We start from the raw sequence: 24847 nt of genomic DNA on the forward strand, positions 1-24847 counted from the left end.
GTCCGCTCACGCTGGCCGTCATCACCCGACCCCGCGGGCATAGGAGACGCAAGGCCTGCCGGAATGTCTTGGCAGGCCTCGCAGCGGGATTATGCCGCCTGGCGGACGAGGACGCCGAGCGCCGTGGTGATCAGGCGGGCGAAGGTGAGCGCGCCGATCCCGTCGACGTCCCGCTCGGGCATGAACTCCACGAAATCCATGGCGGCGATGCGGCCGCGCTTCGCTGCCCCCTTGATGAGGTCGACGGCCTGATAATAGCTGAGGCCGCCCGGCGCGCGGCCGATGACGCCCGGAACGAGCGCGGGATCGAGCGCGTCGGCATCGATGCAGATGATGATGTCGCTGCCTTCGGGGATGAGATCGAGCGCGGCGTCGACGCCGTTGCGGTGCAGGTCGTAGGCAGTCACGAAGCTGACGCCCCAGGCGAGCGCATCCTCGTAGTCGCCGGTCGCCGCCGAGCCGATGCCGCGTGCGCCGACCTGGACGATGCGCTCGACATGCGGCATTTCGGAAGCCCGCCGCATGGTGGAGGACAGGCCCAGCCGCTCGCCCATGTGCATCTCGCGCCAGTCGATATGGGCGTCGATCTGCAGGATCGTGAACTTCCGTCCGCTGGCGGTAGCGCCGATCGCCTCGATCATCGGGATCGGGATGGAATCGTCGCCACCCAGCAGCACCGGTACGGCGCCACGGGCCAGCACCTTCGACACAGCCTCGGCGATGTGCGCGCGATTGCCGGCGGTGTCGGCCTCGTCGAAGGGCAGGTTGCCGCAATCGACCGGCCGCAGGTCCGGCACGGGGAAGACGGGGCCGCCGTGATCGAAATCGTGGCGGTCGACATTGGCCGTCAGCGATCCCGTGGCCCGGCGCAGCGCATCCGGCGCGTTGCGGCAATAGGCGCCCACCGAGGCATAGGGCGTGGCGCAGGGCGCGCCGATCAGCGCCACCGGCGCCGAGAGTGCGTCGAGGTCCGGGCAGGCCGCAAGGCCGAGGAAGGTCGTGGTCTCGGCCGCCGCGCCGAAGAGCGCGCCGAGGTCAGGCTTTTCATTCATGGATTGTCCTCCTGTGTTGCGGCCTTCGGCCGGGAAGCGGGCTGGATGAGGGGACGGGCCGCGCCGTGTGGCGCTCAGCCGATCCGGTTTTCGAGATAGCCGGCCCAGCGGCGCTGGACGACCTGGAAGCCCGAGACCAGCACGAAGGTCAGGGCGAGATAGATCGCCGCGGCGGTCACGTAGGGCTCGAACTGGATGTAGTCGGTGAGGGTGATCATGCGCGCGACGCCGGTGGTCTCCAGCAGCGTCACGGTGCTGGCGAGCGAGGTTGCGTGCAGCATCATGATCATCTCGTTGCCATAGAGCGGCAGGGAGCGGGTGAGCATGGCGGGGATGAGGATGCGCAAGGCCTGCGTGCGGCGCGACATGCCGTAGGCGCGCGCGGCCTCGATCTCGCCGACGGGGATGTGGCGCAGTCCCCCCGCGAAGATTTCCGTCGTGTAGGCGGTCGTGTTGAGCACGAAGGTGAGGAGCACGCAGACCATCGGGCTCGAAAGCCACGGCCAGAGGATGCTCGTGCGGATCAGCTCGAACTGGGCGAGGCCGAAATAGACGAGGAACAACTGTACCAGAAGCGGCGTGCCGCGGAAGACCAGCGTATAGAAGAGGACCGTATAGCGCACCGCCGTAACCCGGCTGTTGCGCAGGAAGGCGAGCGGCACGGCGAGCATGAAGGAGATCGCAAGCGACGCGAAGGCGAGGAACAGCGTCAGCTTCGCCCCTTCGGCATAGAGGGGAAGGTTTTCGGCGATGACGGTCCAGTTCACGGCGCGAGCTCCCGAAGGCCGATCTCGAAGCGGCGGGCAGCGAGCCCGAGAAGCAGGAGGGAGAGGATGGTGACGAGAAGGTAGAAGCCGGCGGCAACCAGATAGAAGGTGAAGGGCATGCCGGTCGCTTCCGCCGCGCCCTTCGCGCGGAACATGACGTCCTGGAGGCCGATCAGCGACACCAGTGCCGTCGCCTTTGCGAGCACCAGCCAGTTGTTGGTGAAGCCGGGCAGGGCGAGGCGCACGAGCTGCGGCAGGATGATGCAGGCGAACATGCGGCGGCGCGTGAGGCCGTAGGCGATCGCGGCCTCGATCTGGCCTCTCGGAATGTTCTGCAGGGCCGTCTTGAAGGTCTCGGTCATGTAGGCGCCGAAGATCAGCCCGAGCGTCGCGATGCCGGCGATAATCGGCGGAAACTCGATGCGCGCGTCGATGCCCATCGCGTCGATCCACTGGTTGAGAAGCGCGGGCAGGCTGTAGTAGATCAGCAGCATGACCACGAGATCGGGAATTCCGCGCACGACGAAGGTATAGAGCGAGGCAGCGCTCCGCAGCAGCCGGTTGCCGGAAAGCTTGGCGAAGGCCGCGGCCATGCCGAGAACCGTCGCCACGGCGAGAGAGGCGACGGCCAGCAGCAGGGTCGTCCACCCTGCCGCCAGTATCGTCGCGGTGAATGCACCGACCATGCCGGTCATTCGCCGAAATATTTGGCGTTGATGGCGTCGAGCTTGCCGTTCTCGCGGATGGCGGCGAGCCCCTTGTTCACCTTCTCGACGAGCTCGGCGTTCTTCTTGTTGATGGCGATCGCCACGCCCTCGCCGAATTCCTCCGCGTCCGCGCCGGTGAGCTGCGGCCCGACGAGTTCGAAGTCCTTGCCGGCGTCGTTCTTCAGGAAGCCGTGGATGATCTGGGCTTGGTAGCTGATGTGCAGGTCGGCGCGGCCGGCCGTCAGCTCGAGATAGGGTGCGCTGCCCGTGTCGTAGCGCTTGATGCTGGCCGTCGGAAAATGGCTGGTGACGTAGGCGTCCATCGGCGTGCCGGTCTGCACGGCGATCGTCTTGCCGGCGAGCCCCTCGGGCGTGAAGTCGAAGGCGGCGCCCTTCTTCGCCACGAAGCGGAAGATGGGGCGATCGTAGATGTCGCTGAAGGCGATGACCTGGCGGCGCTTCTCCGTGACGGTGAGCTGCGAGATCAGCGCGTCGTACTTGCCGTCGATCAGGCCGGGAATCATGCCGTCCCAGGCGGCGTTGAAGATGTTGCAGTCGAGCGCGGCCGCCTCGCAGATCGCTTCCATCAGCTCGATGTCGTAGCCGACGAGCTTGCCTTCGGAATCGATGTATTCGAAGGGCGGGAAGGTGGCGTCGGTGGCAATGTCGATCTGTTCGGCCGCCTGTGCCGCCGTGAGCGCGGCAGCCATGATCGCGGTGGCAAAAAGGGTCTTGAGCGTAGCCTTCATTCTTCTGTCCTCTGGGGTTGATCGTTCTTGTTGGTTCGGCAGGGTTTGCGGCCCCGGCCCGGCCGTCGGGACCGGCGCCTGATCAGTGCTTCAGCCGGCCGGCCAGGAACTGCTGCAGCCGCGGGCTGCTCGCCCGGGTGAAGATCGCGTCCGGCGCGCCTTCCTCCTCCACCCGTCCGAGGTGGAGGAAGACGACGCGGCTCGACGCGTGGCGGGCGAAGCCCATCTCGTGGGTGACGACGATCATCGTACGCCCTTCCTCGGCGAGTGCCTGCATGACGCGCAGCACCTCGCTCACGAGTTCGGGGTCCAGCGCGGAGGTCGGCTCGTCGAACAGCATCACGTCCGGATCCATGCTGAGGGCGCGGGCGACTGCCACGCGCTGCTGCTGGCCGCCGGAAAGATGCGAGGGATACCTTTCCAGAACCTCGTAGTTGAGGCCCACCTTGGAGAGGTTGGCCTTCGCCCGCTCGACCGCTTCCTTCCGCGAGAGCCCGAGGACGCTGACCGGAGCCTCGACCACGTTCGAAAGCACGGACATGTGCGACCAGAGGCAGAAGTTCTGGAAGACCATGGCGAGCTTGCTGCGGATGCGGCGCAACTGGTGCCGGTCGCTGGCCCGCAGCATGCCGTCGCGGTCCCGGACGGTCGCCAGCACCTCGCCGTCGATGGCGACGGTGCCGGCACTCGGGCGCTCCAGGAAGTTGATGCAGCGCAGGAACGTGCTCTTGCCGGAGCCGCTGGCACCGATAACGCTGATCACGTCGCCCGCCTCGGCCTGGAGCGAGACGCCCTTCAGCACCTCGTGCGCACCGTAGGACTTGTGGATGTCTGTCGCGCTGAGTTTCAGCATCGGTTCCCTTTCGGCAAGGCGGCTCGGACCGCTCTTCTGCTCATTTCTTTTGCCATCTAGGGACATGGCGCCGTTTTGCGCAAATGACGATTCTTCACCCGATACATGACGTGAAATCATGTATTGCGAATTCGTCCGGGGCATGGGCCGAAGACGATGGAATGATTTGTGAATCTCAGTCAGCTTTCCCGGAAACCCCTGTCAGGGCAGGGTTTCCCATGCGGCGTCGCGGCCGAAACGGGCAAGCAGCCAGCGCAGGAAGAGGCGGGTCGCCGAGCGGCGAAGGCTCGCATTGTTGCAGACGACGTGCCAGCCGCCGAAGGCGTCGATGGAAAACGAGAAGGGCTTGATCAGGACGCCCCGCTTGAGATCGGAGGCCGAGAGCGTATCGCTCACCAGCGCCACCCCGGTGCCGTGGATCGCGAGATCGATCGCCATGCCGAGGTCGCTGCAATAGAGGTGCCGGGCCTGCTGGTCGAAGTCGGTTTCGCCGGCCTCGGAGAACCACCGCCGCCATTCCGAGCCGTCGTCCCAGTGAAGCAGGAGGCAATGGCGCAGGTCGGCGGGCCGGGTGATCGTCCCGCCGATGCGCTCGAACAGCAGCGGGCTGCACACCGGCGTGACATTGACATGGGCGAGGAGGGCGGACCAGCGATCCGCCCAGCCGCCTGGGCCGAAGGAAATGCCGACGTCGATGTCGCCGAGCTCGTGCACTCGCTGGTTCTCGACCAGGCGGATGTGGCATTCGATCGACGGATGGTCCTGGCAGAAGTCGCTGATGTGCCGGGCGAGCCAGGTATTGGCGAACATCGGCGGACAGGCGACATCGAGCCGGCCGCCGACCTGGCTTGCGTCGGCAAGGCGCATCGTGGCGGCAAGAATCTCCTGGAGCGCGGCGGACACCGTCTTGGCGAGGATCCTGCCCGCATCCGTCAGCACCACGCCGCGTCCGGCCTTGACGAAGAGCTCGCAGCCGAGCGCCTCTTCCAGCCGGCGGATCTGATGGCTCACCGCGCTGTCCGTCAGGTGCAGCTCTGCCGCAGCCTTCGCGAGGCTCTGGTGGCGTGCCGCCACCTCGAAGGTGCGCAGTGTCGGCAAGGGAAGGTTGTGTAGGTCGGCCAATTTGAAAACGGTGATGGTGCGAGGAGAAATGAACGTCGAAAACATGTTCCCAACGGCAGGTGTGCGGCCCGAACCTCTTCACGATAACATGATAAGGAGGCAAGTCACGTGCGGTGGACAAGGTATTGTTGCTAAGCCCGCTGGCATGTGCGTCCATCGCGGATGCGCTCGCCCTCATGGGGAAACGGCGCCTTGTTGACGGGCGCTCCAACCCCATTCACGCGCCCGTGCGCTACCACGCTGTTTCGGGCGGCGCCAGCGTATCTGCTGCATCCGCTATCTCGTCGACAGGCTCGACTACTGTTCCACCTGTCCGCTCCCGCAGGCGAGCAAGTCGCCGCCCGACGAGGCGGCTTCGTCGGCTTCCTGCTCGTGGTAGGCGTGTTCTTCCGGCCGATCGACAAGATCAACGCGATCATCGAGACCTATCCCAAGGGCATTGCCGGCTTCACGCGCTATACGCAGTTCCTCGACACCGATATGCAAGCGCAGGCCGCCAATCCCATATGGCACGAATGGCAGGCGTTCGCGGCTCGGTAACTCCAGCCTTCTCGGTTCGGCCTATATGGCAGCTACTGGAAGTTCACATATAGGGAACCTGCAGCGCGAATGGCTGACAACGGAGCCGGCGGCTATTCTGTCTTCAGAAGTTTTGCTGACAGTGTTTCCTCGAAGCCGTGGTCCTTGAGCGCGGCGGCCAGCGTCGCCTCGTAGTCGGGCTGAGCGCTTTCGAAGCGTGAACGCCCTTTTTCGGTCAGGACCGTGTAGACCCCGCGCTTGTCGTCCGGGCAAAGATCGCGAATGGTGAGCGCGCCGCGCTCCAGACGCTCGACCATTCGCGAAACCGAACTCTGGTTCAGATGCAGATGCGTGGCCAACTCCTGCATTCGAAGTTCGGATTTGGCCGATCGTGACAATATCTGGAGCGCACGATATTCCGACAGGCCAAGCCCGTGCTGTTCTTGCAAAACCTTGCCCAGCTCCGCTTCGACGTTGGCTACGACATGAATCAGCTTGAGCCATGAATCGCTTCTCTTGGACATGACCGGCGTAGACTCCTTTCGAGCAATCAGTGGGGCATTCTTCATATGTATGTCCATGCAACCGCCGACTCAAGGAATGTGCGTCGCCATGATACGCGCAGCCATAAGCGAAATGCCAAGCGTGGGGGCAAGCCCTTCAAGATGGCGATCTTGCTCATGGCAGGCGACCGTCGGATTTGCGGACTATCGGCAAAGAAGAGATACATGCCGCGATCGCCGAACCCAAGCGCGGGTATGATTGAAATGCTTCCAGTCGCAACTGGCGCCTCACCTAAAAAATCACGTCATCCTAGTCAACCGCGAAGGCGGTGAATGGAATGCCACCGTCGTGGACAGGATTTCACGGAGAAGGCGACTGCCTCCTCCATGAGCTGCTTGTCGCGGGTCGAACGATCGGCTGCCATCAGGCTCGACCCTGGAGCTTTGCGCTGTCGGCGAGCTTCAGCCAGACGATACCGGCGATGATGACTGCCAGCCAGAATGCCTGGCCCAGCGTGAGCGGCTGGTCGAGCAGGATGCTCCCGAAGACAGCCGCGCCCACGGAGCCGATGCCTGCCCATACCGCATAGCCGATCCCCACGTCGATGGTCCGCAAGGCGGCGCTAAGGAAGTAAAGTGTGAGCAGGAAGAACACCAAAGCGGCCGCCGACCAGCTCAGGACGGTAAACGCCTGGCTGCCCCCGACGCTGAGCGCATATCCGATTTCAAAGGCGCTTGCGAGCATCAACATGATCCATGCGCGCCCGCTGCTTTGGTGGTTTTCATCCGTAGTCGTCATGTCAAGTTCCTTTCAGGTCGGATGGGAATTTAAGGGCGACGGTTCTCTACGCTGCGCCGCTGAGGCGCAGGCCAACGACGCCTCCGATGACGAGGGCGATCCCGAGTATCTTTTTCAGGTTGAGTTGCTGGCCGAAGAACAGCGCACCCAGGACGACGATCCCGACGCCCGCAACGGAGGTCCAGATGGCGTAACCAACGCCAACGTCGAAGGTAAGAAGTGCAAGACTGAGGAAGAAAGTGGCGATTGCGCCGCTGACAAGGGTGACGATAGTCCACCCAAGCCGCGTGAATCCCTTCGCATTGCCTGCGCTGATTGCGACCGCGATCTCAAAGATCACGGCTACTCCAAGATATAGCCAGCTCATCGTGTTTTCCTTTCATCACTGGTTGGGCTTGATGGCCTGCGCCTGGTGGGCAGAGCTTCGTGCACCGGTTTATTTACTTGCATGTGCATGCATATTAAAGCTGGCGGAATAAGTCAATATCTATGCATGTGCATGCAAATTAATAGGTATTCAGCTGCTGCGAGATAGGTCCGGGAATTATCCGGCGTGCCGCTGACTAGCGCCTATCTCGACGAGAATTTCCTCGAATATGCGGAATATGGCCCACAAGCCGATACTCGCAGAGGCCGGCCGCAAGGGGGAGGTACTCAAGCTATAGTCATACCCGCTATTAGGCCTGCATGCAGGAGGTCGGCACGCAGGCGGATGTGACGATCGCCTGGCACGCCTGCCGCGGGCCGCCTCCAGATCGTCCGGCTGTCGAGCACCCGGAGTTCTCAGGTTTTGGTAAGAATCCCGTCAACGCCAAACCCGCGGGAATTTTCTATCGCCGCCGCTGGGGCTTCAAGGTGTCGTCGCTTCCTCGATCAGCCAGTTGATGAAATAGCTGACCTCGGCAGTTTCCCGCTTTGCTTCCGGGCAGATGCAATAATAATTGTGAAGAGCCGGTACGCTGAGTTGCAGCGGCTGTACCAGCCGGCCTTCGTCGAGATCGCGGGCGGAAACGACTTCGTCGCTGAGCGCGACGCCGAAACCATCCCGTGCAGCCTGAAGGACGATGCCGAAGTCGTCGAAATAGACGTCCGCTTCGCCGGCATAGGCAATGCCCGCCTCCGCCTGCCAGCGACGCCATTGCGATCCGTCATCCTCGTGAAGCAGCCGGTGATAGGCGAGGTCGGATGGCTGGCGGATGGCGTTCGGCCCGCGCAGGAGCTGCGGGCTGCAGACGGGCGTCATGCGGATGCCGTGCAGCAGGCGCCACCAGAAACCTGGCCACGGCGGCGCCCCATAGACGATCGCAACATCCGTCTTGCGCCAGTCGACGCCGGGAAAGTGGCTGGACGTGACGACCTTCAACTGGAAGTTCGGGATGTCGGCCATGAAGGTGAAAAGCCGGGTGGCGAGCCAGGTGACGCCATGAACCTGCGGGATGGAGATGGTCAGGGTTCGCCTGCCGGCGTCGCCATATCTTTGCACCGAAAGCTGGCGCACGCCGGTCTGGATCGCGTCCATCGCGCTCGCCACCGAGCGCTGGAGCTGGCTTCCGCTGCGGGTCAGGGCCAGTTGGCGTCCGCGCTTTTGAAACAGGTCGACACCGAGCGCCGTCTGCAACGCGCGAATCTGCTGGCTGACGGCGCCCGGCGTCACATGCAGTTCCGCCGCCGCCGCGCTGACATTGCCGAGCCGCGCGACGCTCTCGAAGACGCGGAATGCATGAAGGGGAGGCAGCACCATCGGTTTCGTTCCTCAATCGGGGACTTGATGATCAGGCATTCTGGTCGCGTCCGGGGCGCAACTGCTCGATCACGCGATCGGCAAGCGCGCGCAGGACCGGATCGCCCGCCCGATCCACGGGACAGACGATGTAATATTCCCGCGCCGCGTTGATGGTCGTCGAAAACGGCTGAATGAGCCGGCCCTCGCTCAGATAGTTCCGCGTCAGGACGTCCGAGACCAGCGCCACGCCGCGGCCTTGAACGGCAGATGCGATCGCCTGCGCCACTGAATTCACCCGCACCCGAATGTTGCCCTCAAGGCCGATCCGCGCGGCGACGGACCACTTCGCCCATTCGCCGCCATCGTCCTCATGCAGCAGGACGACCGAACTCAGCTTCCTGTCGCGGTTGCGCAGGTCGAGCCGGGGGAACAGCGTCGGCGAGCAGACGGCGCAGAGCCTGACTTCGCTGAGCGACCGCCAGTATTTTCCGGTAAACGGCGGGTTGTCGTAGACGATGGCGAGGTCGTTCTTGTCCCAGTCAACGTCCGCGGCGGTGATGGCCTCGTTGATCGTCAGGCTGGCTATGCCGTTCGACTGGGCGAAGTCGACGATGGCCGCTGTCAGCCAGGCGATGCCGAGTGCGGTCGGCACGGAGACCGACAGCGCGGCGGGCTGGTCGCCGGCGGTGATTTTCCGCGAGGCGCGCGTCGCCGTGTCGAGTTGACCGAGCGATATGGCAACGGCCTGCGAAAAGTCCTTGCCCGCCTGGGTCAGCGCGACATTCCGGCCCGCTTTCTGAAACAGCACGATCCCCGTGGCTTCGCTGAGCTTCTTCAGTTGCAGGGAAATCGCGCTCGGGCTGAGGTTCAGTTCCTCGGCCGCATGCCGGACCCCGCCGAGGCGCGCCGTTGCCTCGAAGGCCGGCAGATATTGCAGATACGGGGGCAGGCGACTCATCGAAGGTCCGGTTTATTGTTTATAATAACAGAACGATATCGGTGATTATAAATTGATTTTTCCAAACTGTTAAGAGTGTTATCCAACGACAAAGAGGAGAACGTTCATGATTTCGGCAAAGCCATTCGATTTTCCCTATGACGGCAATCTGGAGGCGGAAAAGACCGCGCTCATCGTCATCGACCTGCAGGAGGATTTCCTCTCGACGACGGGCTATTTCGCCCGGCAGGGCTATGACCCGGCGCCGCTCCGCGCAATCCTTCCCGCGGTCAACCGGCTGATTGCCGCCTGCCGGGGTGCGGGGGTTCGGATCATCCACACGCGGCAGGGCTATCGCGAAGATCTCGCGGACATGACCCCTTATGAGAAATGGCGCCGGAAGCGCTCCGGGCTTGAGGGGACGACCGCGCTGCTGCGGTCCAGCCCCGGCTTCCAGATCGTTCCCGAACTGGATGTGCGTCCGGAGGACATCATCGTCGACAAAACCTGCAACAGCGCCTTCACCCATACGGACTTCGAGCATGTCCTGCGCGCGCAGGGCATCACGCATCTCCTGTTTTCCGGCTGCACCACGGATGTCTGCGTCCACACCACGCTGCGGGAGGCCTGCGACCGCAACTTCCAATGCCTGACGATCTCCGATGCCTGCGCCAGCGGCGATCAATACGCCCATGAGGCGGCTCTTCACATGGTCACCGTCGAGAACGGCATTTTCGGCGCGCTCGCCGACACGGCCGCGGTTCTTGAAGGCCTGAAGAAGCTTGGAACCGCTGCGAAATGAGTGGGGTGCCTGCGAACCAGAAATACGTTTCCCTGATGCGCCTGACGCAAAAGGGGCTCACCGAGCTGACCGACAGCGCCAAGCGCCGCAAGGTCAGCGAGGATCGCGTGGCGGCGCTCGGCGGCCGCTCGATCGCCTTCTACGCCCTGCTCGGCCCCTATGATTTCGTGCAGGTTTTCGAGATGCCGAGCAATGAAGCGATGATGCAATACGTCCTTACTGCCCGCCGGGACGGACATGTCGAACCGTTGATCCTTCCGGCCTTCGACACGGACATGTACGGGCAGATCCTCACGACTATCGTTTAGTTTTTCTGAGTTTTTTCAGCGAAAATATTTAGCTTGTCTGCAAGGAACGTTCATATACGACTTAACAAAACATCCATCCAAGAAGCCAAAACAAGGGAACACGACAATGAAGACTGCACGACTGGGAATGAAACCGTCTCTTCTCGCCGGCACCATGCTGGCAGCTATTTTTGGCGCAAGCGCCGGTCTTGCCGCGGACCAGAAACCCGACTTCGTATCGGGCGGCGTCTTGAAGGTCTGCACCAGCGGCGAATTCCCGCCGATGGAATATTACGAGAACCCCGGCGACAAGGACCTCATCGGCTTCGAGATCGACGTCATGGACGCGATCGCCAAGCGGTGGGGCGCCAAGGCCGAATATATCGTCGGCGACTTCAAGGGTTTGCTCCCCTCGCTCGATTCGAAGCGCTGCGACCTTGTCGCGAGCGGTATCCTGATCACGCCCGCCCGCCTGGAGAAATACGACGGCATCCCCTATTTCAGCTCGCATATCGTGTTGGTCACCGCGGCGAGCGACACGCAGACCAAGGTCCCCGCCGATGTCAGCGGCAAGGTGATGGCGATCGAGGCCGGCACGTCCTATGAAAAGATCGTCGCCGACCTCAATGCGGAGCTCGAGGCCGCCGGCAAGGCGCCGATCCAGGCGCAGACCTATCCTTCGGCATCCGGCGTGATCGAGCAGATCCTCGTCGGCCGCGCGACCGCCACCATCACGCAGGATACGACGGCCGCCTATCGCATGCTTCAGGTGCCGGGCCGCCTGAGCATTCCCTACACCTATGAGGAGAGCGAGAACTATGGCATCTATCTTAGAAAGAGCGATGGCGACCGCCAGATGCTGAAGGAAGCGATCGAGGCCCTGCAGGCAAGCGGCGAGATGAAGGCGCTGCTCCAGAAATGGAACCTGCCGGAAACGGCGACCGACGTTTCCCATGACGTCAACTGACGACAGGACGGTTCAGCATTGTTCCAGCTCGACCTCTTCCTGCACGCGATCTTCAGCGCCCCCCTTTTCAAGGGGGCGCTCCTGACGATCGGCCTTTCCGTTTGTGTCATGGCCGTGTCCTTGGTGCTCGGCATGGGGCTTGGCTCCATGGCGGGCTCCCCGCGGCCGGCGGTCCGGTGGCTGGTGACGCTCTATGTCTGGCTCTTCCGCGGCGCGCCGGCCCTGCTCGTGTTGCTCTTCGTCTGGAACGGCCTGCCGCAGATTTCGGAGATCTTCCGCGCCGGCTGGTTCACGCCTTTCGTCGCGGCGTTCCTGGCACTGTCGCTCATCCAGATCGCCTATCTGGCGGAAATCCTGCGCAGCGCCTTTGCCGCCGTCGGCCCGGGCCAGCGGGAAGGGGCGGCGGCCCTCGGCATGCATCGCTGGCAGATCTTTCTGGTCATCACCATGCCGCAGGCGCTCCGGATCGCGGTTCCCGCGCTGATGAACGAATTCATTTCCCTCCTGAAGACCACGTCGCTTGCGACCGTGATCTCGCTCAAGGAACTGATGACCGTTTCGCAGTTCGCCATCGCGACGAGCTTCCGCTTCCTCGAATGGTACGGCGCCGCGCTCGTCTACTACCTCGTCATCGTCTCGGTGCTGACGCTCGCGCAGAACCGCATCGAGCATGTGCTGTCACGCGGCTATCGCTGATCCCCGCTTCACCCACGAGTTGGACATGAACACGCAAACGAAGACCGATCTTCCGCACAAGGCCGCGATCGAGGTGGCTGGCGTCAGCAAATGGTATGGCGCTTTCCAGGTCCTGAAGGGCATCGACCTTACGGTGAACAAGGGCGAGCGCATCGTGATCTGCGGACCCTCCGGCTCCGGCAAATCGACGCTGATCCGCTGCATGAACCGTCTCGAGGTTCACCAGGAAGGCTCGATCATCGTCAACGGCATCGAGCTCACCAACCAGCTCAAGCGCATCGACCGCGTTCGAAGCGACGTCGGCATGGTGTTTCAGCACTTCAATCTGTTTCCGCACCTGACGGTTCTCGAAAACTGCACGGTCGCCCAGCGCTGGGTGCGCAAGCTGCCGAAAAAGCAGGCGACCGAGATCGCCATGAAATATCTGGAACGTGTGCATATCCCGGAAAAAGCAGACAAATATCCGGGCCAGCTCTCGGGCGGCCAGCAGCAGCGCGTCGCCATCGCGCGGGCCCTCTGCATGAACCCGAGCATCATGCTGTTCGACGAGCCCACCTCGGCGCTCGATCCCGAAATGGTCAAGGAAGTGCTGGACACGATGATTTCGCTTGCCGCCGACGGCATGACGATGGTGTGCGTCACCCACGAAATGAATTTTGCGCGCGAAGTGGCCAGCGAAGTGGTTTTCATGGACGGTGGCCAGATCATCGAGCGCAACAAGCCGGACATGCTGTTTTCGGCGCCGACACATGAACGCACGCGGCGCTTTCTCGGCAAGCTGCTGCATTGAGCGAGATCGCCATGAACAACGCTGACTGGTTTTCAACGGAAGCGATCTCGGCTCGGCTGACCCGGATATACGAACCGCATGTCCACCCCTTCTTTCGGGCCAACATGTTCCACGTTGTCGGCCGTGACGCCGATCTCGTCATTGATTTCGGCATGGGCCTCGGTAACCTTGCAAGCGTGCTGACCATTCCCCCCGGCAAACCCGTCCTTGCCGTGGCGACACACATCCATGTCGATCACGTCGGCTCGTTTCACGAGTTCGAGAACCGGTTGGGTCATGAAGCTGAGGCCGAAGCCTTCGCGCATATGCTCGACGCCGACACGCTGGCCCCGTATTTTCGCATGCAATCGGATGTTCTCGCGCAGGTTCCGCCGATGGGCACTAGGCCTGAAGCCTATACAATTTCACCAGCGCCGCTGACCACGATCCTGGCCGAAAATGACATCATCGACATCGGCGACGCCTGCTACACGGTCCTGCATCTTCCCGGTCACTCCCCGGGATCGATAGGCCTCCTCGATCAGAAGACGGGGATATTCTTCAGCGGAGACGCGATCTACGAGGGAAGTCTTGTAGACGATCTGCCCGGATGCGACATCGAGGCCTACAAGGCGAGCATGGAACGCCTGCTGCAGCTTGATCTGGAAGTCGTCCATGGTGGTCATGGATCGAGCTTTGGAAGCGCCCGTTTGCGGGAAATCGCCAAAACCTATCTGACCTCAAGGAATTCTTGAAATCGGGTAGGCGGCCGAACAGCTACGAGCGGATACCCTGCTTGGGGTGAGCGTCAGTCGCTTCGATGGCAAAGCGCGAGTCGTGGAGGCTTTGAAACAGGGCGCTTACGTCGCGCGCGATGACGTGCGGATCCGTTTCGGGGAAGGCGTCCGAGAGGACATGCGCGGCCTCCGCCTCATCGACCGGATATATCATGAGGTTCCAGATGCCGAGCGCGACGGGATTGAGGTTGTTGATCGCCGCCGTGTGATCGACGCCGGCCAGAAAGGCTTCGCCTTCGACCTCGTGCATCGTCACGTCTGGATTCCGGACGAGGCGCATTCCCGGCCGGTAGGGTTCGCATGACAGGTCCTGGTCGACCTCGATATCCGCCTCCGCCAGGGGATCGTGCTGCAGCAGCCGCCTGGAAAGCGCGTCGGGATCGGCAAGCGGGAGGCGCTGCGGGGCCGCCGGCCAGCGGCCGAAAGCCGATGCGAGCTGTTCTGCGGCCACCTCGAGATCGGCATAGGCAAGCACATAGCAGGGCAGCCTCTGCACGAGTGCGCTCATCTGGGCAAGCAGGGGGCGGGCGTCCTCGGCATAGGAAACGTTCTGGCGGGCCAGCAGCTTCAGGGCGAGGCTGCGCGGCGCCGCGCGGAGTTCGGCGGGGCCTTGCAGCTGGCGGTCGAGCAGGACGATCGCGCCGATGGGGGCGGTCGTTCCCTTGCGTGCGAGCCGGCCCTCGGGCAGGGCGAGATAGTGGTAGCGCCCGTCGGAGGCGCCCGCGTGCCGCATGACGAAATCGCGAAAGGCCGGCGTGGCCGAAGCCGGCAGAGGCAGCCGCAGGCGTGGGGCGACGCCCAGCGCGACACCGTCGCCTCGCTCGTCGAGCGGTACGATGTCGTCGCCGAAGACCGTGTGTCCGTCCGCCGCCAGCCTTGCGGTCAGGGTGCTCTTGCCGGCATGGGAATGGCCGGGGAAGACGAGCAGCCGGCCGGCGAAAAGGGCGGCCGCGCCGTGGAGGCAGAGGCGGTGCGGATTTTCCGTCACGAGCGCGCCGGCCAGACTCACCATCACGTCGCAGGCCGCGGCGACCGGCGTCGTCGGGACCGGCTCCTCCTCGGGGTGGTGGACGACGAGCGAGGTGCCCCTGGCGATGATGCGGGCGATCGGCTCCTCGTCGGTTTCGACGCGGTGAAACGGCCAGTCGATCGCGGCGGCTTTCAGCGCGGCGAGAAACGCCGGATGATCCGGCACGTCGATGTTGGCCTTCAGTCCCTCGAATGCGAGGCGCATGGTTCCGCTCCGTGCAATCGTCAAGCGGGGCGGAGCGGAAAGGCCGCTCCGCCCGGTTATGCGTTCAGGTGAAGATCGTGCGGCGCCGGGTGGTCCTGCGCCTGCGGACGCCGCTGTAGCTTCCGCCGCCGCCTCGGCCGCTGCTCCTGCGACCGCTGCCGCGGCCTCCGCTTCCCCGGCTGCCGCCGCTCCTCCCGGAGGAAGCATGGGCCTCATCCAGCTTGAGCATGGCGGGCGCCATATAGGCAGTGGCGGCCGCCAGTCCCAGTCTCGTCAACATCGCGCGGCGCGACAGGCCGCCTGGCTTGGTATCTTCGATCGACATGGTCAGCTCCTTTCCTGGTTGGAAAAGCTCCCATCCAGGGAACTTCGGCAGGGCAAACGCAGGCGACGCACCACCTATTCCATGCCGCATCGAATTTTTATGGCTGCGCTTCGACTGCCGGCAGGATATCCGCCGGCGGCATGGCGCAGACTGCGGGCGCCTGCACGAGCCCCCAGCCGAAGGTCGTGTCGCGGCCGCCGCGACCGAGGTCCATGGCCCCGGCGGCAAGTCTGTCCACGATCTCCCGGCCCGATGCCTGTGGATCGGCCGCGCGGGCGGCGGCAAGGGCGGCCGACACGAAGGGCGCCGCATAGGACGTGCCCGAACGGAAACGCCCGCCACGCACCGAGGCCGCCGCCCAGACGCGCACGCCCGGGGCGGCGAAATCGATATGCTCGCCGGCCGCCGCCCGACGATAGGCGCGCAGGCGGCTGTCGACCGCGGTCACCGCGACGACGCCGGGATAGGCCGCGGGGTAGAGCGGGTCCGCCCGCGGCCCCGAGTTGCCGGCGGCGGCGACGAGCACCACGTCGCGTTCGACAAGGGCGCGCACGACCCGTTCCAGCACCAGATTGGCCGGGCCGGCAAAGCTCAGATTGACGACACGGGCCTTGCTTGCCGCAATACGATCCAGCGCACGCGCGATGTCGAAGACGTCCGCTGCATCCTGCCCCCTGGCGTCGCTGTGGAACGCATCGACCGCGACGAGGCGGGCACCGGAAAGCAAGCCGGGGGTCCGCGACGCCGCGCGGCCGGCAAGCAGCACCGCGATGGCGGTGCCGTGCGTGCGCGAGGACGGGCGCCTCTTCGGATCGACGACCGAGACACGCTGGAGAACCGTTCCTGCGAGCGCCTCGTGCCCGGTGTTCACGCCGGTATCGACCATGCCGATGGTGATGTCGACGGGGCAGGCGTGCGGGGCCTCCTTCCAGCCGATCATGCCGAAGGCGGCGCATCCGTCCCTGCCGCAGGCAAGCTCGTTGGTCCGGTAGATATGGTTCGGGTCGACAAGGGCGGATGGAACGAGCTGGAGGATTTCGGTGCGGGCCTGTTCGATCGTGCGGTTCTGCGGCAGCGTGAAGCGGGTGATCTCCGTGTCGAGCAGACCGAGCCGGTCACGGGCGACGAGGCCATATCCCTGCGCGGCGATGAGGTCGATCGCGGCCGGCGAGGGCGCGGCGACGACGATCTCCGGGCGGGGCCTGCGAGCACGCGGGCGCTGCCGTCGCGGCCGGGGAGAGCTTCTCCCCGAGCCCCCGCCGCGCGAGGCGCGCCCGCCGGAGGAGCTGCCCCCGGAGGAGGATGCTCGCGCGGAACCGAGTCCCAGGAGGGCCGGCGCGGCATAGGCAAGCCCGGTGGCGATGCCCAGCCTTTGCAGCATGCGGCGCCTGGTCAGTTCCGCTGCGCCGTGCCGGTTTCCATCGTCTTTTCCCATATCGAGGCTCCTGAATTCGACAATAGAGACGAAAACGTCGCAGGCTCACCTCTATTCCAGACAGGGGAAATTTTCATGCGCGGCTGGAATAAGGGTGGTGTCTTCGGCGTTCTTGGGCGAGGACGGATAGTGTATGGCGGATTTCGGATATGACATCGTGGCGCTGCTGCCGAGGCTTCGGGGCCTCGCGCGCACCCTGACGCGTTCTCGCGATGCAGCCGACGATCTCGTACAGGCGGCGTGCGAGAAGGCGTTGCGGCATCGCGAAAGCTGGACGCCCGGCACGCGGCTCGATGCGTGGCTCTTCCGTATCATGCGTAACCATTGGGTCGACACGATGCGCCGCAGCCGGCCCGACATGCTGATCGACGACGGCGGCGCCGAGATGGCCTTGCCGGCGGAAGATGGCCGAAGGGTGGTCGAGGCGCGTCTTGCGCTTGCGGAGGTCCGGCGCGTCGCCGATTCCCTGCCGGACGAACAGCGCGCCGTGCTTCTGCTCGTATGCGTCGAGGACCTGACCTATCGGGAGGCCGCTGAAATGCTGGATGTTCCGATCGGCACGGTGATGAGCCGGCTGGCGCGTGCGCGTGTGGCGCTGGTCGCGGCTATGGAAGGCGATGTCCCCGCGCGGGCAGGTGGAGAACGGTCATGACAGGAAAGGTGACGGACGAGATGCTGATGGCGTTTGTCGATGGCGAGACCGACGAGACCACCCGCGCGGCCATCGAGCGGGCGCTTGCCGCCGATGCCGCCCTTGCCGCCCGTGCCAAGCTGTTTCGCGGCAGCCGCACCTTGCTGCGCGAAGCGTTCGGCGATGCGCGGCGGGAGGAGCTGCCCCAGGCACTGATCGAGGCGGTGCTCGGCCGCCGCGACAATGTGGTTCCGTTACGGAGCCGGATCCGGGCCCGATTCGCCCTGCCGCTTGCCGCCTCTCTCCTGCTTGTCGTCGGGGGAGCCGGTTATCTCGCCGGCCGGACGGGCGCCGGCAGTGACGATCCCCTCGGCCGCGCCGCAATCGCCGAAGCGCTTTCGGCCACCCGGTCGGGAGAGCAGCGCTCGATTTCCCTTTCAGGCGAGAGTGCACGCTTCGAGACGCTCGCCACCTATCGGATCGAGGGCGGAATCTGCCGCAGCTTCGATATCGGCGGGGCGCGTGCATCGCTGACCGGGATCGGCTGCGACCGCGGAACGGGCTGGACAGTGGAGCTCACCGTCGAACGGAGCGGCGGCAATGCCTATGCGCCGGCATCCGACGCCGCGCTTCAAAGCGTTGACGCTTACCTCGATGCGCTCGGCGTGTCGGATCCGCTGACGGCTGACGAGGAGGCGGGCATCCAGGGCCGTGAATAGCCCACCGCATGGCGTGTCGCGCGTCACCCTCGTCGGGGAAGCTTTAGCGGAAAAGGAGATCCGTTCAGCGTCGGCGGGGTGTTTCGCCCCTGCCCTCCACATCCCGGAGCGCGCGCAGGAAATGGTCGTTCTCCTCTCGCGTGCCGATGCTGACGCGGATGAACCTCTTGAAGCCGGGCTGTTTCCAGGGCTTGACGATGACCCCGCGCTCGAGCAGCGCCGCGGCCAGGTCCGTTGCGTTCTGCCCGACATCGACGAACAGGAAGTTACCTTTCGACGGCGCTGACCGATAGCCGGTGGCGGCGAGGGCTGTCTTCATGCGTTCGCGTTCCTCGATGGCGGCGTTTACCGATTGCGCCAGATGGTCCGGATCGTCGAGAGCTGCGACCGCAGAGGCCTGGGCGATGGCGTTGGTGTTGAACGGGGTACGCACGCGGTTGAAGAAATCGCAGAGGCCACCACCGCTGACGATGCCGTAGCCGATGCGGAGTCCCGCGAGGCCATAGGCCTTGGAGAAGGTGCGCAGCACCACCCACGGGATGTCCTTGCCCCTCAGCATGCCGATCGCCGACCGGTAGTCGTCGCCGGCGGCATATTCGGCATAGGCCTCGTCAACGACCAGCAGCGTCTGAGCGTCGAGTGCGGCGATGAGCTCTGCCAGATCGTCCGGCGTCAGCCAGCAGCCAACCGGGTTCATGGGGTTGGAGAACATCAACATGCGCGGCTTGCGGGCCACGGTGGCAAGGAGCGCCGCCATGTCGATGGTCAGGTCCTGCGTCACCGGCACGCGCTCGATCCGGCCGCCCATCAGTGCCGTATAGTCTTCATGCAGCGGGAAGGAGGGGTAGAGCGTCGCCACCGTGTCGCCGGGGCGCACGACCGAGCGGCAGATGACGCCGATCAGGTCCTCCGAACCGTTGCCGAGGATGACCTGCCGGCTATCGACGTCGAAGCTGGTGGCGAGCCGGGTGCACAGGGCGCGGCCTTGCGGATCGGGATAGAGCCGGGCAAGTTCGCCGATGTCGGAAAACAGCCGTCGCAGTGCCGGGGAGGGGCCGAGGGGGTTCTCGTTGGAGCCGAGCTTGGCGATGGTCTCCACCTGATATGTCGCCCGCACCTCTTCGAGCGTCAGCCCCGCATTGTAGGGCTGGATAGAGCGGATTTCTTCGCGGATCAGGCTTGAAGGGTCTGCCATTTTGCGGCTCCATGCGATCGGTTTGCCATGCCGCATTCATACGCCGGGAATTTTGATCTGTATATATGTATAGACATTTTCTTGTGGAAGTGCTGTCATTCGCCGGGAAGTCAATCGAGGTGTCGCCATGAACCGTCCGGTCTTCGATCTCTCCAGTCGCCGTGCGCTCGTCACCGGGGCCAGTCGCGGAATCGGCCAGGCGATTGCTGTGGCGCTTGCCGAGGCGGGCGCGGACGTGGCGATCACGGCGCGGTCGCTCGACGGGCTGGCCGAGACCCGGGCGCTGGTGGAGAAGGCCGGCCGGCGCTGCGTGGAGCTTGCGCAGGATGTGCGCGACGTGGAGGCGTGCACGGCCGTGACGAACGCCGCGGCTGATGCGCTCGGCGGTCTCGACATCCTCGTCAACAATGCTGGCTTTGAAGATGTCCGCCCGTCCTTCGATGTTGACGAGGCGCTTTGGGAATCGATCCTCTCGACGAACCTGAAGGGCGCCTTCTTCTGTGCGCAGGCGGCCGGCCGCATCATGGCTGACGCCGCCGGCGGCGCGATCGTCAATCTCTGCTCGCTGACCTCCTATGTCGGCATTCCAACGGCGGTACCCTATGGTGCGTCGAAGTCGGGCCTTCTCGGCGTGACGCGGGCTCTCGCCACGGAATGGGCGCCGCACAACATCCGCGTCAACGCGATCGCGCCCGGCTACTTCCGCACGGCGATGACAGAGGCGTTCTACCAGAACGAGGACTGGCAGATGCGGATGCTGGACAAGATCCCGCAGCGCCGCTTCGGTAGCGAAGGCGATATCGGCGGCGTCGCCGTCTTCCTGTGCAGCGATGCCGCCGCCTACGTCACCGGCCATTGCATTCCGGTCGATGGCGGTTACCTTGCCTCGATCTGAACGCGGCAGCGCCCAGCATTGGTCATGCCGCTTTAAGGCGGGCCACAGAAGTTATTTTTCGCAGCTGCACAATATTTAATCATCCGTCTTTGCGGTGCAAAAAATACGCAAGTGTGGTTGACGGAACTTGTATGCATATGTATAGACAACTACGTGAGATGCTCGGCCGCCCGCCCGTGGCCGCAGTGACAAGAGGAAGCCTTCCAGCGGTCCCGTGTCGCCGGTAGGGCAATACAGGGGAATGCCATGGGCGTTGTCGATGCCGAGCAGCCCGCGGTGGAGCCGCGCGACCGGATTGCCGTTTCCGTCAAGGACGTCAGCATGGTCTTCGGCAATGTCCATGCTGTGAAGAGCGCATCCTTCGACCTGCCGAAAGGCCGTTTCCTGACGATCCTCGGCCCCTCGGGATCCGGCAAGACGACCTTGCTGCGCATGATTGCCGGTTTCGATCGCCCGACCGGCGGCGAGATTTTCATCAACGGCCAGCCCGTCAGCGCTGTGCCGCCACATGGCCGGGCCATCGGCATGGTGTTCCAGAAGCTGGCGCTTTTCCCGCACATGACGGCCGCCGAGAATGTCGCCTTCCCGCTGAAGATGCGCCGCCACGATGCCCGCCGCATTCCGGAGAAGGTGGAGCGCTATCTCGATCTCGTCCGTCTCGGCGGTTACGGCAACCGGCGCATCAACGAGCTTTCCGGTGGGCAGCAGCAGCGCGTGGCGATTGCCCGCGCCCTGGTGTTCGAGCCGGACCTCCTGCTGCTCGACGAGCCGCTCGCCGCGCTCGATCGCAAGCTGCGCGAGGAGATGCAGCTGGAATTCCGCCGCATCCAGAAGGAGCTCGGCGTGACGACGATCAACGTCACGCATGACCAGCGCGAGGCGCTGGTCGTTTCCGACGAGATCATCGTCATGAACGGTGGCTCGATCCAGCAGAAGGCGCGTCCGGTGGATGCCTATCGCGCGCCCTCGAACGCCTTCGTCGCCAATTTCATCGGCGTCACCAATTTCGTTGAGGGCAGGGTGGTCGAGCTTGCCGGGTCGCGTGCGACGATCGAGGCCAATGGCCTGCATCTTGCCGGCCTGGCGGCTGACGCGACGCTTGCCGGCGGCAAACCCTGTGCCGGCGCGGTGCGCGCCGAACAGATCCGCGTCGCGCCGAAGGATGGTCATCTCGACGGCCTCGAAACGGTGGTCGACGGTCTCGTCGTCGACTGCATCTTCGAAGGCGAGCGCGTCGTCTATGAAATCCGGGTTCCGCAACTCGGCGACGTACTGATGCGCGTCTTCGACCACGATCCCGAATCCCACCTGCAATTCGGCCCGGGTGACGCGGTTCGCCTCGGCTGGAATGCAAGGGACATGCATGTCTTTCCAAAATAACCAACGAAGGCTAAGCCAGAGGAGAACGCGTAATGTCGCATGATAAACTTTCTTCCATGCAGATCCGCCGCCGCACGCTGCTGGCATCGATGGCCGCGGCGGGTGCGTCCGCAGGTCTTTCGACGCTCGGCGTCAGCCGTGCCTTTGCCCAGGAGCCCGAAAAGCCGGCCGAAATCATCGTCCGCGCCTGGGGTGGCAGTTGGGTGGACGCGCTGAAGGCGGGCGTTTCCGACAGCTTCACCAAGGCAACCGGCATTGCGGTTCGCCATGACCTGACCGAAGACAACGAGATCCAGCCGAAAGTGTGGGCGGCCGTCGCCCAGAAGCGCGTGCCGCCGATCCATGTGAACTGGGACACGACCACCAACGCCACCAAGTCGGCGCTGCGCGGCGTGACGGAGGATCTGTCGGACCTGCCGAACCTCAAGGGCACCACCGAGCTTGCCAAGCCCGTCGGGCTCGACGGCTATCCGATCGTCAACACCTACGGCTATGTCTACGTGCTGGCCTATCGCCCTTCGGCGTTCCCGAACGGTGCGCCGAAGTCCTGGAAGGACCTGCTCGATCCCAAGCTCAAGGGCCGCATCGCGCTCTATAACGACGGCATCGGCTTCCACTTCCCAGCCCAGGTCGCCGGCGGCGGCAAGCTGGAGGATATCCCCGGCAACATGCAGCCGGCCTGGGATTTCATCTCGAAGATCAAGGAGCAGCAGCCGCTGCTCGGCGAGGACCCGGATTTCACCACCTGGTTCCAGAAGGGTGAGATCGACGCCGCCTGCACCATCTCCACCAATGCGCGCGAAGCCAAGAAGAACGGCATCGAGCTGGCCTGGGTGGTGCCGGAGGAGGGCGCGAAGTTCGATACGGACGGCCTGTGGATCCCGAAGGGCCTGCCGGAAAACGAACTCTACTGGGCCAAGCAGTACATCAACCATGCGCTGACCAAGGAAGCCCAGCAGGTCTGGCTCGACGGTCTCGGCCTGCCCGGTGTCGTGCCCGGTCTTACCCCTCCGGCCGACCTCGTTGACGATCCGTCCTATCCGGTGACGGAAGAGGCCTTCAAGCACCTCATCCGCATCTCGTCCAAGGTGCAGGTCGAAAACGAGAGCCAGTGGTTCGCCAAGTTCAAGGAAATCATGCAGGGCTGAGGCCCTGCCTGCCCGCCGCGGCATTTTGGCGGCGGGCCGTCTCCTTTCGTTAAGAGGATCGGTTCATGCGCGCTCCCCGTGCCGCATATCCCGTGACATGGCGTGTCATGGATATGCTCGAACGCCTTGCGGCGGCCGTCTGGCTATCGAGTTTCCAGCGGGGCTTGCCCTATCTCATGCTCTTGCCAGCGGTCGTTCTGGTGGGGCTTTTGGTGCTCGGCCTCGTGCAGATCGGTGATACCAGCCTGAGGGTGCTCGATACCAACACGTTCCTGATGTCGGAGGACTACACGCTCGCCAATTACCAGCGCGTGCTGACGGAGAATTTCTTCGCGACGGTCGCCGGCCGCAGCCTGATGGGCTCGCTGATCGTCACCGCAGTAACGCTGCTCTTCGCCTTCCCCTATGCCTACCTAATGGTGCGAACGCCCTCTTCGGCGCTGCGCAAGTTCCTGCTGGTCGCCCTGTTCCTGCCGTTCTTCATCGGCCAGGTCGTGCGCGCCTATGGCTGGCTCATCATCCTCGGTAACCAGGGCATGGTCAACGAGGCGCTGGGGCTCGTCGGCGTGCCGCCCATGCGGCTGCTCTACAACTATCCGGCAGTGCTGTTCGGCCTCGTGCAATACATGCTGCCTTTCGCGGTGCTGATGCTGGCTCCGGCGCTGACGGCGATCCCGAACGAGCTGGAGGCCGCGGCCGCCTCGCTCGGCGCCGGCTGGGTGCGCACCTTCCGCCATGTCGTGCTGCCTTTGTCCCGCCCGGGGCTGGTCGGCGCCGGCCTCGTGGTCGTCACGCTGTCGCTCACGGACTTCGCCATCCCCGCCATCCTCGGCGGCGGCACGCAGGATTTCATCGCCAACGCGATCTACGACCAGTTCTTCCGCACCTCCGACCAGGGCCTCGGTGCGACGCTGTCGCTGATGCTCGTCGCCGTCGGCTCCATCCTCGTCGGCGTCGTCTTCATGCTGTTCGGCGCGGGCACGCTCGCCATGGGGGAGACGCGCAAATGACCGGCAGCCGCAGCAAGTCCGTCGTCCTGTGGACCTTCGTCATCGCCGCGCTCCTCATGCTGTCCGCGCCCACCGTCGTGGTGCTCGGCGCCTCGTTCACCGCCGGCAACATCATCACCTTCCCGCCGGACGGGCTGTCGCTGAAATGGTACGGCGCGATTGCGCAGGCGAGCGATCTTAGGCAGGCTTTCGTGCGCTCGCTGATCGTCGCCACGATCTGCACGGTTGTCGCCATTCCCGTCGGCACGCTCGCCGGCATCGCGCTTGCGAAATACCGCGTGCGCTTCGCCCGCTCCATCCAGATCTACCTGCTCTTGCCCTTCACCATTCCCCTGATCGGCTCCGGCATCGGCCTGATGCTGGTGTTCGGCAATGCGGGCGTGCTCGGCAAGCTCTGGCCCGTCGGCATCGCCTGCTGCGTCATCAACCTGCCGTTCATGATCTGGGCCGTGACCGCGAGTGCCAGCAACCTGTCGCCCGACCTGGAACTGGCCGCGGCCAATTGCGGCGCGCCGCCCCTGCAGCGCTTCCTCTACATCACGCTGCCGGCGGTGCTGCCGGGCGTCATCACCGGCTCGCTCCTGATGTTCATCCTCGCGCTCAACGAGTTCCTGGTCAGCCTTCTGCTCGTCGACGCCCGGAGCGTCACGCTGCCGGTGCAGATCTACAATTCCATCCGGTCGATCATCACGCCGGACCTTGCCGCCATCTCGGTGGTCTTCATCGCCTGCGCCGCCTTCGTGATCGCTCTGCTCGATCGTCTGGTCGGCCTCGACATCTTCCTGAAATCGAAATGACCCTTCGGCCCTTGAGGGGTCAGACATCA

At 64.2% G+C, this 24847-nt stretch carries 29 protein-coding genes; 14 read left to right on the forward strand and 15 right to left on the reverse strand.

The genetic code is table 11. From position 1 onward, the window contains the following. Positions 1-89 precede the first annotated feature (89 nt). From AABQ55_RS29010 to AABQ55_RS29035, 6 genes are all read right to left on the reverse strand, one after another. Positions 90-1052 (reverse strand): arginase family protein, encoded by a 963-nt coding sequence (locus AABQ55_RS29010; protein ID WP_272808535.1) that lies wholly within the window; start codon positions 1050-1052, stop codon positions 90-92. Between the two features lie 74 nt (positions 1053-1126). Then, positions 1127-1819, reverse strand: coding sequence for an ABC transporter permease (locus AABQ55_RS29015; protein WP_244768556.1), 693 nt, complete (start codon positions 1817-1819; stop codon positions 1127-1129). Continuing rightward, on the reverse strand, positions 1816-2505 hold the full coding sequence (locus tag AABQ55_RS29020; RefSeq protein ID WP_272808536.1) for an ABC transporter permease: 690 nt from the start codon (positions 2503-2505) through the stop codon (positions 1816-1818). Before AABQ55_RS29020 ends, AABQ55_RS29015 begins: the two co-directional genes overlap by 4 nt. Before the next feature lie 5 nt (positions 2506-2510). Continuing rightward, a complete protein-coding gene (locus AABQ55_RS29025) occupies positions 2511-3275 on the reverse strand; it encodes a transporter substrate-binding domain-containing protein (protein WP_244768558.1) in 765 nt (254 codons plus the stop codon). 82 nt (positions 3276-3357) lie between these two features. Beyond that, a complete protein-coding gene (locus AABQ55_RS29030; protein WP_272808537.1) occupies positions 3358-4128 on the reverse strand; it encodes an ABC transporter ATP-binding protein in 771 nt (256 codons plus the stop codon). 201 nt (positions 4129-4329) lie between these two features. Continuing rightward, on the reverse strand, positions 4330-5226 hold the full coding sequence (locus AABQ55_RS29035) for a LysR substrate-binding domain-containing protein (RefSeq protein WP_244768560.1): 897 nt from the start codon (positions 5224-5226) through the stop codon (positions 4330-4332). 216 nt (positions 5227-5442) lie between these two features. On the opposite strand from AABQ55_RS29035, the gene AABQ55_RS29040 reads away from it, so the two are divergent. Further along, on the forward strand, positions 5443-5790 hold the full coding sequence (locus AABQ55_RS29040) for a hypothetical protein (protein ID WP_272808776.1): 348 nt from the start codon (positions 5443-5445) through the stop codon (positions 5788-5790). Between the two features lie 92 nt (positions 5791-5882). Here AABQ55_RS29040 and AABQ55_RS29045 read toward each other — a convergent pair whose 3' ends face one another. From AABQ55_RS29045 to AABQ55_RS29065, 5 genes are all read right to left on the reverse strand, one after another. Further along, positions 5883-6293, reverse strand: a complete 411-nt coding sequence (locus AABQ55_RS29045; protein ID WP_244768561.1) for a MarR family winged helix-turn-helix transcriptional regulator — start codon at positions 6291-6293, stop codon at positions 5883-5885. Positions 6294-6696: 403 nt separating this feature from the next. Beyond that, positions 6697-7071 carry a DMT family transporter gene (locus AABQ55_RS29050; protein WP_244768562.1) on the reverse strand — a complete coding sequence of 125 codons (375 nt, stop codon included), beginning with the start codon at positions 7069-7071 and terminating at the stop codon, positions 6697-6699. A gap of 46 nt (positions 7072-7117) precedes the next feature. Further along, a complete protein-coding gene (locus tag AABQ55_RS29055) occupies positions 7118-7438 on the reverse strand; it encodes a DMT family transporter (RefSeq protein WP_244768563.1) in 321 nt (106 codons plus the stop codon). Between the two features lie 483 nt (positions 7439-7921). Further along, positions 7922-8812: a LysR substrate-binding domain-containing protein gene (locus tag AABQ55_RS29060; protein ID WP_272808538.1), complete on the reverse strand. Its 891-nt coding sequence runs from the start codon at positions 8810-8812 to the stop codon at positions 7922-7924. Between the two features lie 31 nt (positions 8813-8843). After that, positions 8844-9752, reverse strand: a complete 909-nt coding sequence (locus AABQ55_RS29065; RefSeq protein ID WP_272808539.1) for a LysR substrate-binding domain-containing protein — start codon at positions 9750-9752, stop codon at positions 8844-8846. Between the two features lie 106 nt (positions 9753-9858). Between AABQ55_RS29065 and AABQ55_RS29070 the strand changes: the two genes are divergently transcribed. From AABQ55_RS29070 to AABQ55_RS29095, 6 genes are all read left to right on the forward strand, one after another. Then, entirely contained in the window at positions 9859-10533 is a 675-nt protein-coding gene (locus tag AABQ55_RS29070) for a cysteine hydrolase family protein (RefSeq protein WP_272808540.1), read from the forward strand. Positions 10534-10568: 35 nt separating this feature from the next. Further along, positions 10569-10841 carry a GYD domain-containing protein gene (locus AABQ55_RS29075; protein WP_272808541.1) on the forward strand — a complete coding sequence of 91 codons (273 nt, stop codon included), beginning with the start codon at positions 10569-10571 and terminating at the stop codon, positions 10839-10841. Positions 10842-10968: 127 nt separating this feature from the next. After that, positions 10969-11787 (forward strand): transporter substrate-binding domain-containing protein, encoded by an 819-nt coding sequence (locus AABQ55_RS29080; protein ID WP_272808542.1) that lies wholly within the window; start codon positions 10969-10971, stop codon positions 11785-11787. Positions 11788-11805: 18 nt separating this feature from the next. Next, positions 11806-12483 carry an amino acid ABC transporter permease gene (locus AABQ55_RS29085; RefSeq protein ID WP_244768569.1) on the forward strand — a complete coding sequence of 226 codons (678 nt, stop codon included), beginning with the start codon at positions 11806-11808 and terminating at the stop codon, positions 12481-12483. Further along, the gene (locus AABQ55_RS29090) at positions 12458-13273 is read left to right on the forward strand and encodes an amino acid ABC transporter ATP-binding protein (RefSeq protein ID WP_443021244.1); all 816 of its coding nucleotides are present in this window, start codon (positions 12458-12460) and stop codon (positions 13271-13273) included. The genes AABQ55_RS29085 and AABQ55_RS29090 overlap by 26 nt, the downstream gene beginning before the upstream one ends. Before the next feature lie 11 nt (positions 13274-13284). Next, on the forward strand, positions 13285-14007 hold the full coding sequence (locus tag AABQ55_RS29095; RefSeq protein ID WP_272808544.1) for an MBL fold metallo-hydrolase: 723 nt from the start codon (positions 13285-13287) through the stop codon (positions 14005-14007). Between the two features lie 22 nt (positions 14008-14029). On the opposite strand, the gene AABQ55_RS29100 is transcribed toward AABQ55_RS29095, so the two are convergent. The 3 genes from AABQ55_RS29100 to AABQ55_RS29110 form a co-directional block, all read right to left on the reverse strand. Continuing rightward, positions 14030-15283 (reverse strand): PqqD family protein, encoded by a 1254-nt coding sequence (locus AABQ55_RS29100; RefSeq protein ID WP_272808545.1) that lies wholly within the window; start codon positions 15281-15283, stop codon positions 14030-14032. Between the two features lie 64 nt (positions 15284-15347). Further along, the gene (locus AABQ55_RS29105; protein ID WP_272808546.1) at positions 15348-15608 is read right to left on the reverse strand and encodes a hypothetical protein; all 261 of its coding nucleotides are present in this window, start codon (positions 15606-15608) and stop codon (positions 15348-15350) included. Between the two features lie 97 nt (positions 15609-15705). Beyond that, a complete protein-coding gene (locus AABQ55_RS29110; protein ID WP_272808547.1) occupies positions 15706-17043 on the reverse strand; it encodes a S8 family serine peptidase in 1338 nt (445 codons plus the stop codon). Between the two features lie 133 nt (positions 17044-17176). On the opposite strand from AABQ55_RS29110, the gene AABQ55_RS29115 reads away from it, so the two are divergent. Together AABQ55_RS29115 and AABQ55_RS29120 are read left to right on the forward strand one after the other, a co-directional pair. Then, positions 17177-17695 (forward strand): RNA polymerase sigma factor, encoded by a 519-nt coding sequence (locus AABQ55_RS29115; protein ID WP_272808548.1) that lies wholly within the window; start codon positions 17177-17179, stop codon positions 17693-17695. Further along, on the forward strand, positions 17692-18393 hold the full coding sequence (locus AABQ55_RS29120) for an anti-sigma factor family protein (protein ID WP_272808549.1): 702 nt from the start codon (positions 17692-17694) through the stop codon (positions 18391-18393). The genes AABQ55_RS29115 and AABQ55_RS29120 overlap by 4 nt, the downstream gene beginning before the upstream one ends. Before the next feature lie 64 nt (positions 18394-18457). On the opposite strand, the gene AABQ55_RS29125 is transcribed toward AABQ55_RS29120, so the two are convergent. Continuing rightward, positions 18458-19588, reverse strand: a complete 1131-nt coding sequence (locus tag AABQ55_RS29125; protein ID WP_272808550.1) for a histidinol-phosphate transaminase — start codon at positions 19586-19588, stop codon at positions 18458-18460. A 127-nt stretch (positions 19589-19715) separates the two neighbouring features. Here AABQ55_RS29125 and AABQ55_RS29130 point away from each other — a divergent pair, with 127 nt between their 5' ends. The 5 genes from AABQ55_RS29130 to AABQ55_RS29150 all read left to right on the forward strand — a co-directional run bounded on the left by AABQ55_RS29130 (position 19716) and on the right by AABQ55_RS29150 (position 24818). Next, entirely contained in the window at positions 19716-20483 is a 768-nt protein-coding gene (locus tag AABQ55_RS29130; RefSeq protein WP_272808551.1) for an SDR family NAD(P)-dependent oxidoreductase, read from the forward strand. Between the two features lie 246 nt (positions 20484-20729). Next, positions 20730-21863: an ABC transporter ATP-binding protein gene (locus tag AABQ55_RS29135; protein WP_272808552.1), complete on the forward strand. Its 1134-nt coding sequence runs from the start codon at positions 20730-20732 to the stop codon at positions 21861-21863. Between the two features lie 32 nt (positions 21864-21895). After that, on the forward strand, positions 21896-23011 hold the full coding sequence (locus tag AABQ55_RS29140; RefSeq protein ID WP_272808553.1) for an ABC transporter substrate-binding protein: 1116 nt from the start codon (positions 21896-21898) through the stop codon (positions 23009-23011). Between the two features lie 65 nt (positions 23012-23076). After that, positions 23077-24021, forward strand: a complete 945-nt coding sequence (locus AABQ55_RS29145; protein ID WP_272808554.1) for an ABC transporter permease — start codon at positions 23077-23079, stop codon at positions 24019-24021. Next, entirely contained in the window at positions 24018-24818 is an 801-nt protein-coding gene (locus AABQ55_RS29150; RefSeq protein ID WP_064333826.1) for an ABC transporter permease, read from the forward strand. The genes AABQ55_RS29145 and AABQ55_RS29150 overlap by 4 nt, the downstream gene beginning before the upstream one ends. Positions 24819-24847: the final 29 nt, after the last annotated feature.

This window comes from Shinella sp. WSD5-1, from assembly GCF_963942435.1.
Lineage (GTDB): Bacteria > Pseudomonadota > Alphaproteobacteria > Rhizobiales > Rhizobiaceae > Shinella > Shinella yambaruensis.

Coding starts and splice junctions, on each gene's coding strand:
- AABQ55_RS29010 (WP_272808535.1), bottom strand. CDS start 1,052: ATGAATGAAAAGCCTGACCTCGGCGCGCTCTTCGGCGCGGCGGCCGAG.
- AABQ55_RS29020 (WP_272808536.1), bottom strand. CDS start 2,505: ATGGTCGGTGCATTCACCGCGACGATACTGGCGGCAGGGTGGACGACC.
- AABQ55_RS29025 (WP_244768558.1), bottom strand. CDS start 3,275: ATGAAGGCTACGCTCAAGACCCTTTTTGCCACCGCGATCATGGCTGCC.
- AABQ55_RS29030 (WP_272808537.1), bottom strand. CDS start 4,128: ATGCTGAAACTCAGCGCGACAGACATCCACAAGTCCTACGGTGCGCAC.
- AABQ55_RS29045 (WP_244768561.1), bottom strand. CDS start 6,293: ATGTCCAAGAGAAGCGATTCATGGCTCAAGCTGATTCATGTCGTAGCC.
- AABQ55_RS29050 (WP_244768562.1), bottom strand. CDS start 7,071: ATGACGACTACGGATGAAAACCACCAAAGCAGCGGGCGCGCATGGATC.
- AABQ55_RS29055 (WP_244768563.1), bottom strand. CDS start 7,438: ATGAGCTGGCTATATCTTGGAGTAGCCGTGATCTTTGAGATCGCGGTC.
- AABQ55_RS29060 (WP_272808538.1), bottom strand. CDS start 8,812: ATGGTGCTGCCTCCCCTTCATGCATTCCGCGTCTTCGAGAGCGTCGCG.
- AABQ55_RS29065 (WP_272808539.1), bottom strand. CDS start 9,752: ATGAGTCGCCTGCCCCCGTATCTGCAATATCTGCCGGCCTTCGAGGCA.
- AABQ55_RS29070 (WP_272808540.1), top strand. CDS start 9,859: ATGATTTCGGCAAAGCCATTCGATTTTCCCTATGACGGCAATCTGGAG.
- AABQ55_RS29075 (WP_272808541.1), top strand. CDS start 10,569: ATGCGCCTGACGCAAAAGGGGCTCACCGAGCTGACCGACAGCGCCAAG.
- AABQ55_RS29080 (WP_272808542.1), top strand. CDS start 10,969: ATGAAACCGTCTCTTCTCGCCGGCACCATGCTGGCAGCTATTTTTGGC.
- AABQ55_RS29090 (WP_443021244.1), top strand. CDS start 12,458: ATGTGCTGTCACGCGGCTATCGCTGATCCCCGCTTCACCCACGAGTTG.
- AABQ55_RS29095 (WP_272808544.1), top strand. CDS start 13,285: ATGAACAACGCTGACTGGTTTTCAACGGAAGCGATCTCGGCTCGGCTG.
- AABQ55_RS29100 (WP_272808545.1), bottom strand. CDS start 15,283: ATGCGCCTCGCATTCGAGGGACTGAAGGCCAACATCGACGTGCCGGAT.
- AABQ55_RS29105 (WP_272808546.1), bottom strand. CDS start 15,608: ATGTCGATCGAAGATACCAAGCCAGGCGGCCTGTCGCGCCGCGCGATG.
- AABQ55_RS29110 (WP_272808547.1), bottom strand. CDS start 17,043: ATGGGAAAAGACGATGGAAACCGGCACGGCGCAGCGGAACTGACCAGG.
- AABQ55_RS29115 (WP_272808548.1), top strand. CDS start 17,177: ATGGCGGATTTCGGATATGACATCGTGGCGCTGCTGCCGAGGCTTCGG.
- AABQ55_RS29120 (WP_272808549.1), top strand. CDS start 17,692: ATGACAGGAAAGGTGACGGACGAGATGCTGATGGCGTTTGTCGATGGC.
- AABQ55_RS29125 (WP_272808550.1), bottom strand. CDS start 19,588: ATGGCAGACCCTTCAAGCCTGATCCGCGAAGAAATCCGCTCTATCCAG.
- AABQ55_RS29130 (WP_272808551.1), top strand. CDS start 19,716: ATGAACCGTCCGGTCTTCGATCTCTCCAGTCGCCGTGCGCTCGTCACC.
- AABQ55_RS29135 (WP_272808552.1), top strand. CDS start 20,730: ATGGGCGTTGTCGATGCCGAGCAGCCCGCGGTGGAGCCGCGCGACCGG.
- AABQ55_RS29140 (WP_272808553.1), top strand. CDS start 21,896: ATGTCGCATGATAAACTTTCTTCCATGCAGATCCGCCGCCGCACGCTG.
- AABQ55_RS29145 (WP_272808554.1), top strand. CDS start 23,077: ATGCGCGCTCCCCGTGCCGCATATCCCGTGACATGGCGTGTCATGGAT.
- AABQ55_RS29150 (WP_064333826.1), top strand. CDS start 24,018: ATGACCGGCAGCCGCAGCAAGTCCGTCGTCCTGTGGACCTTCGTCATC.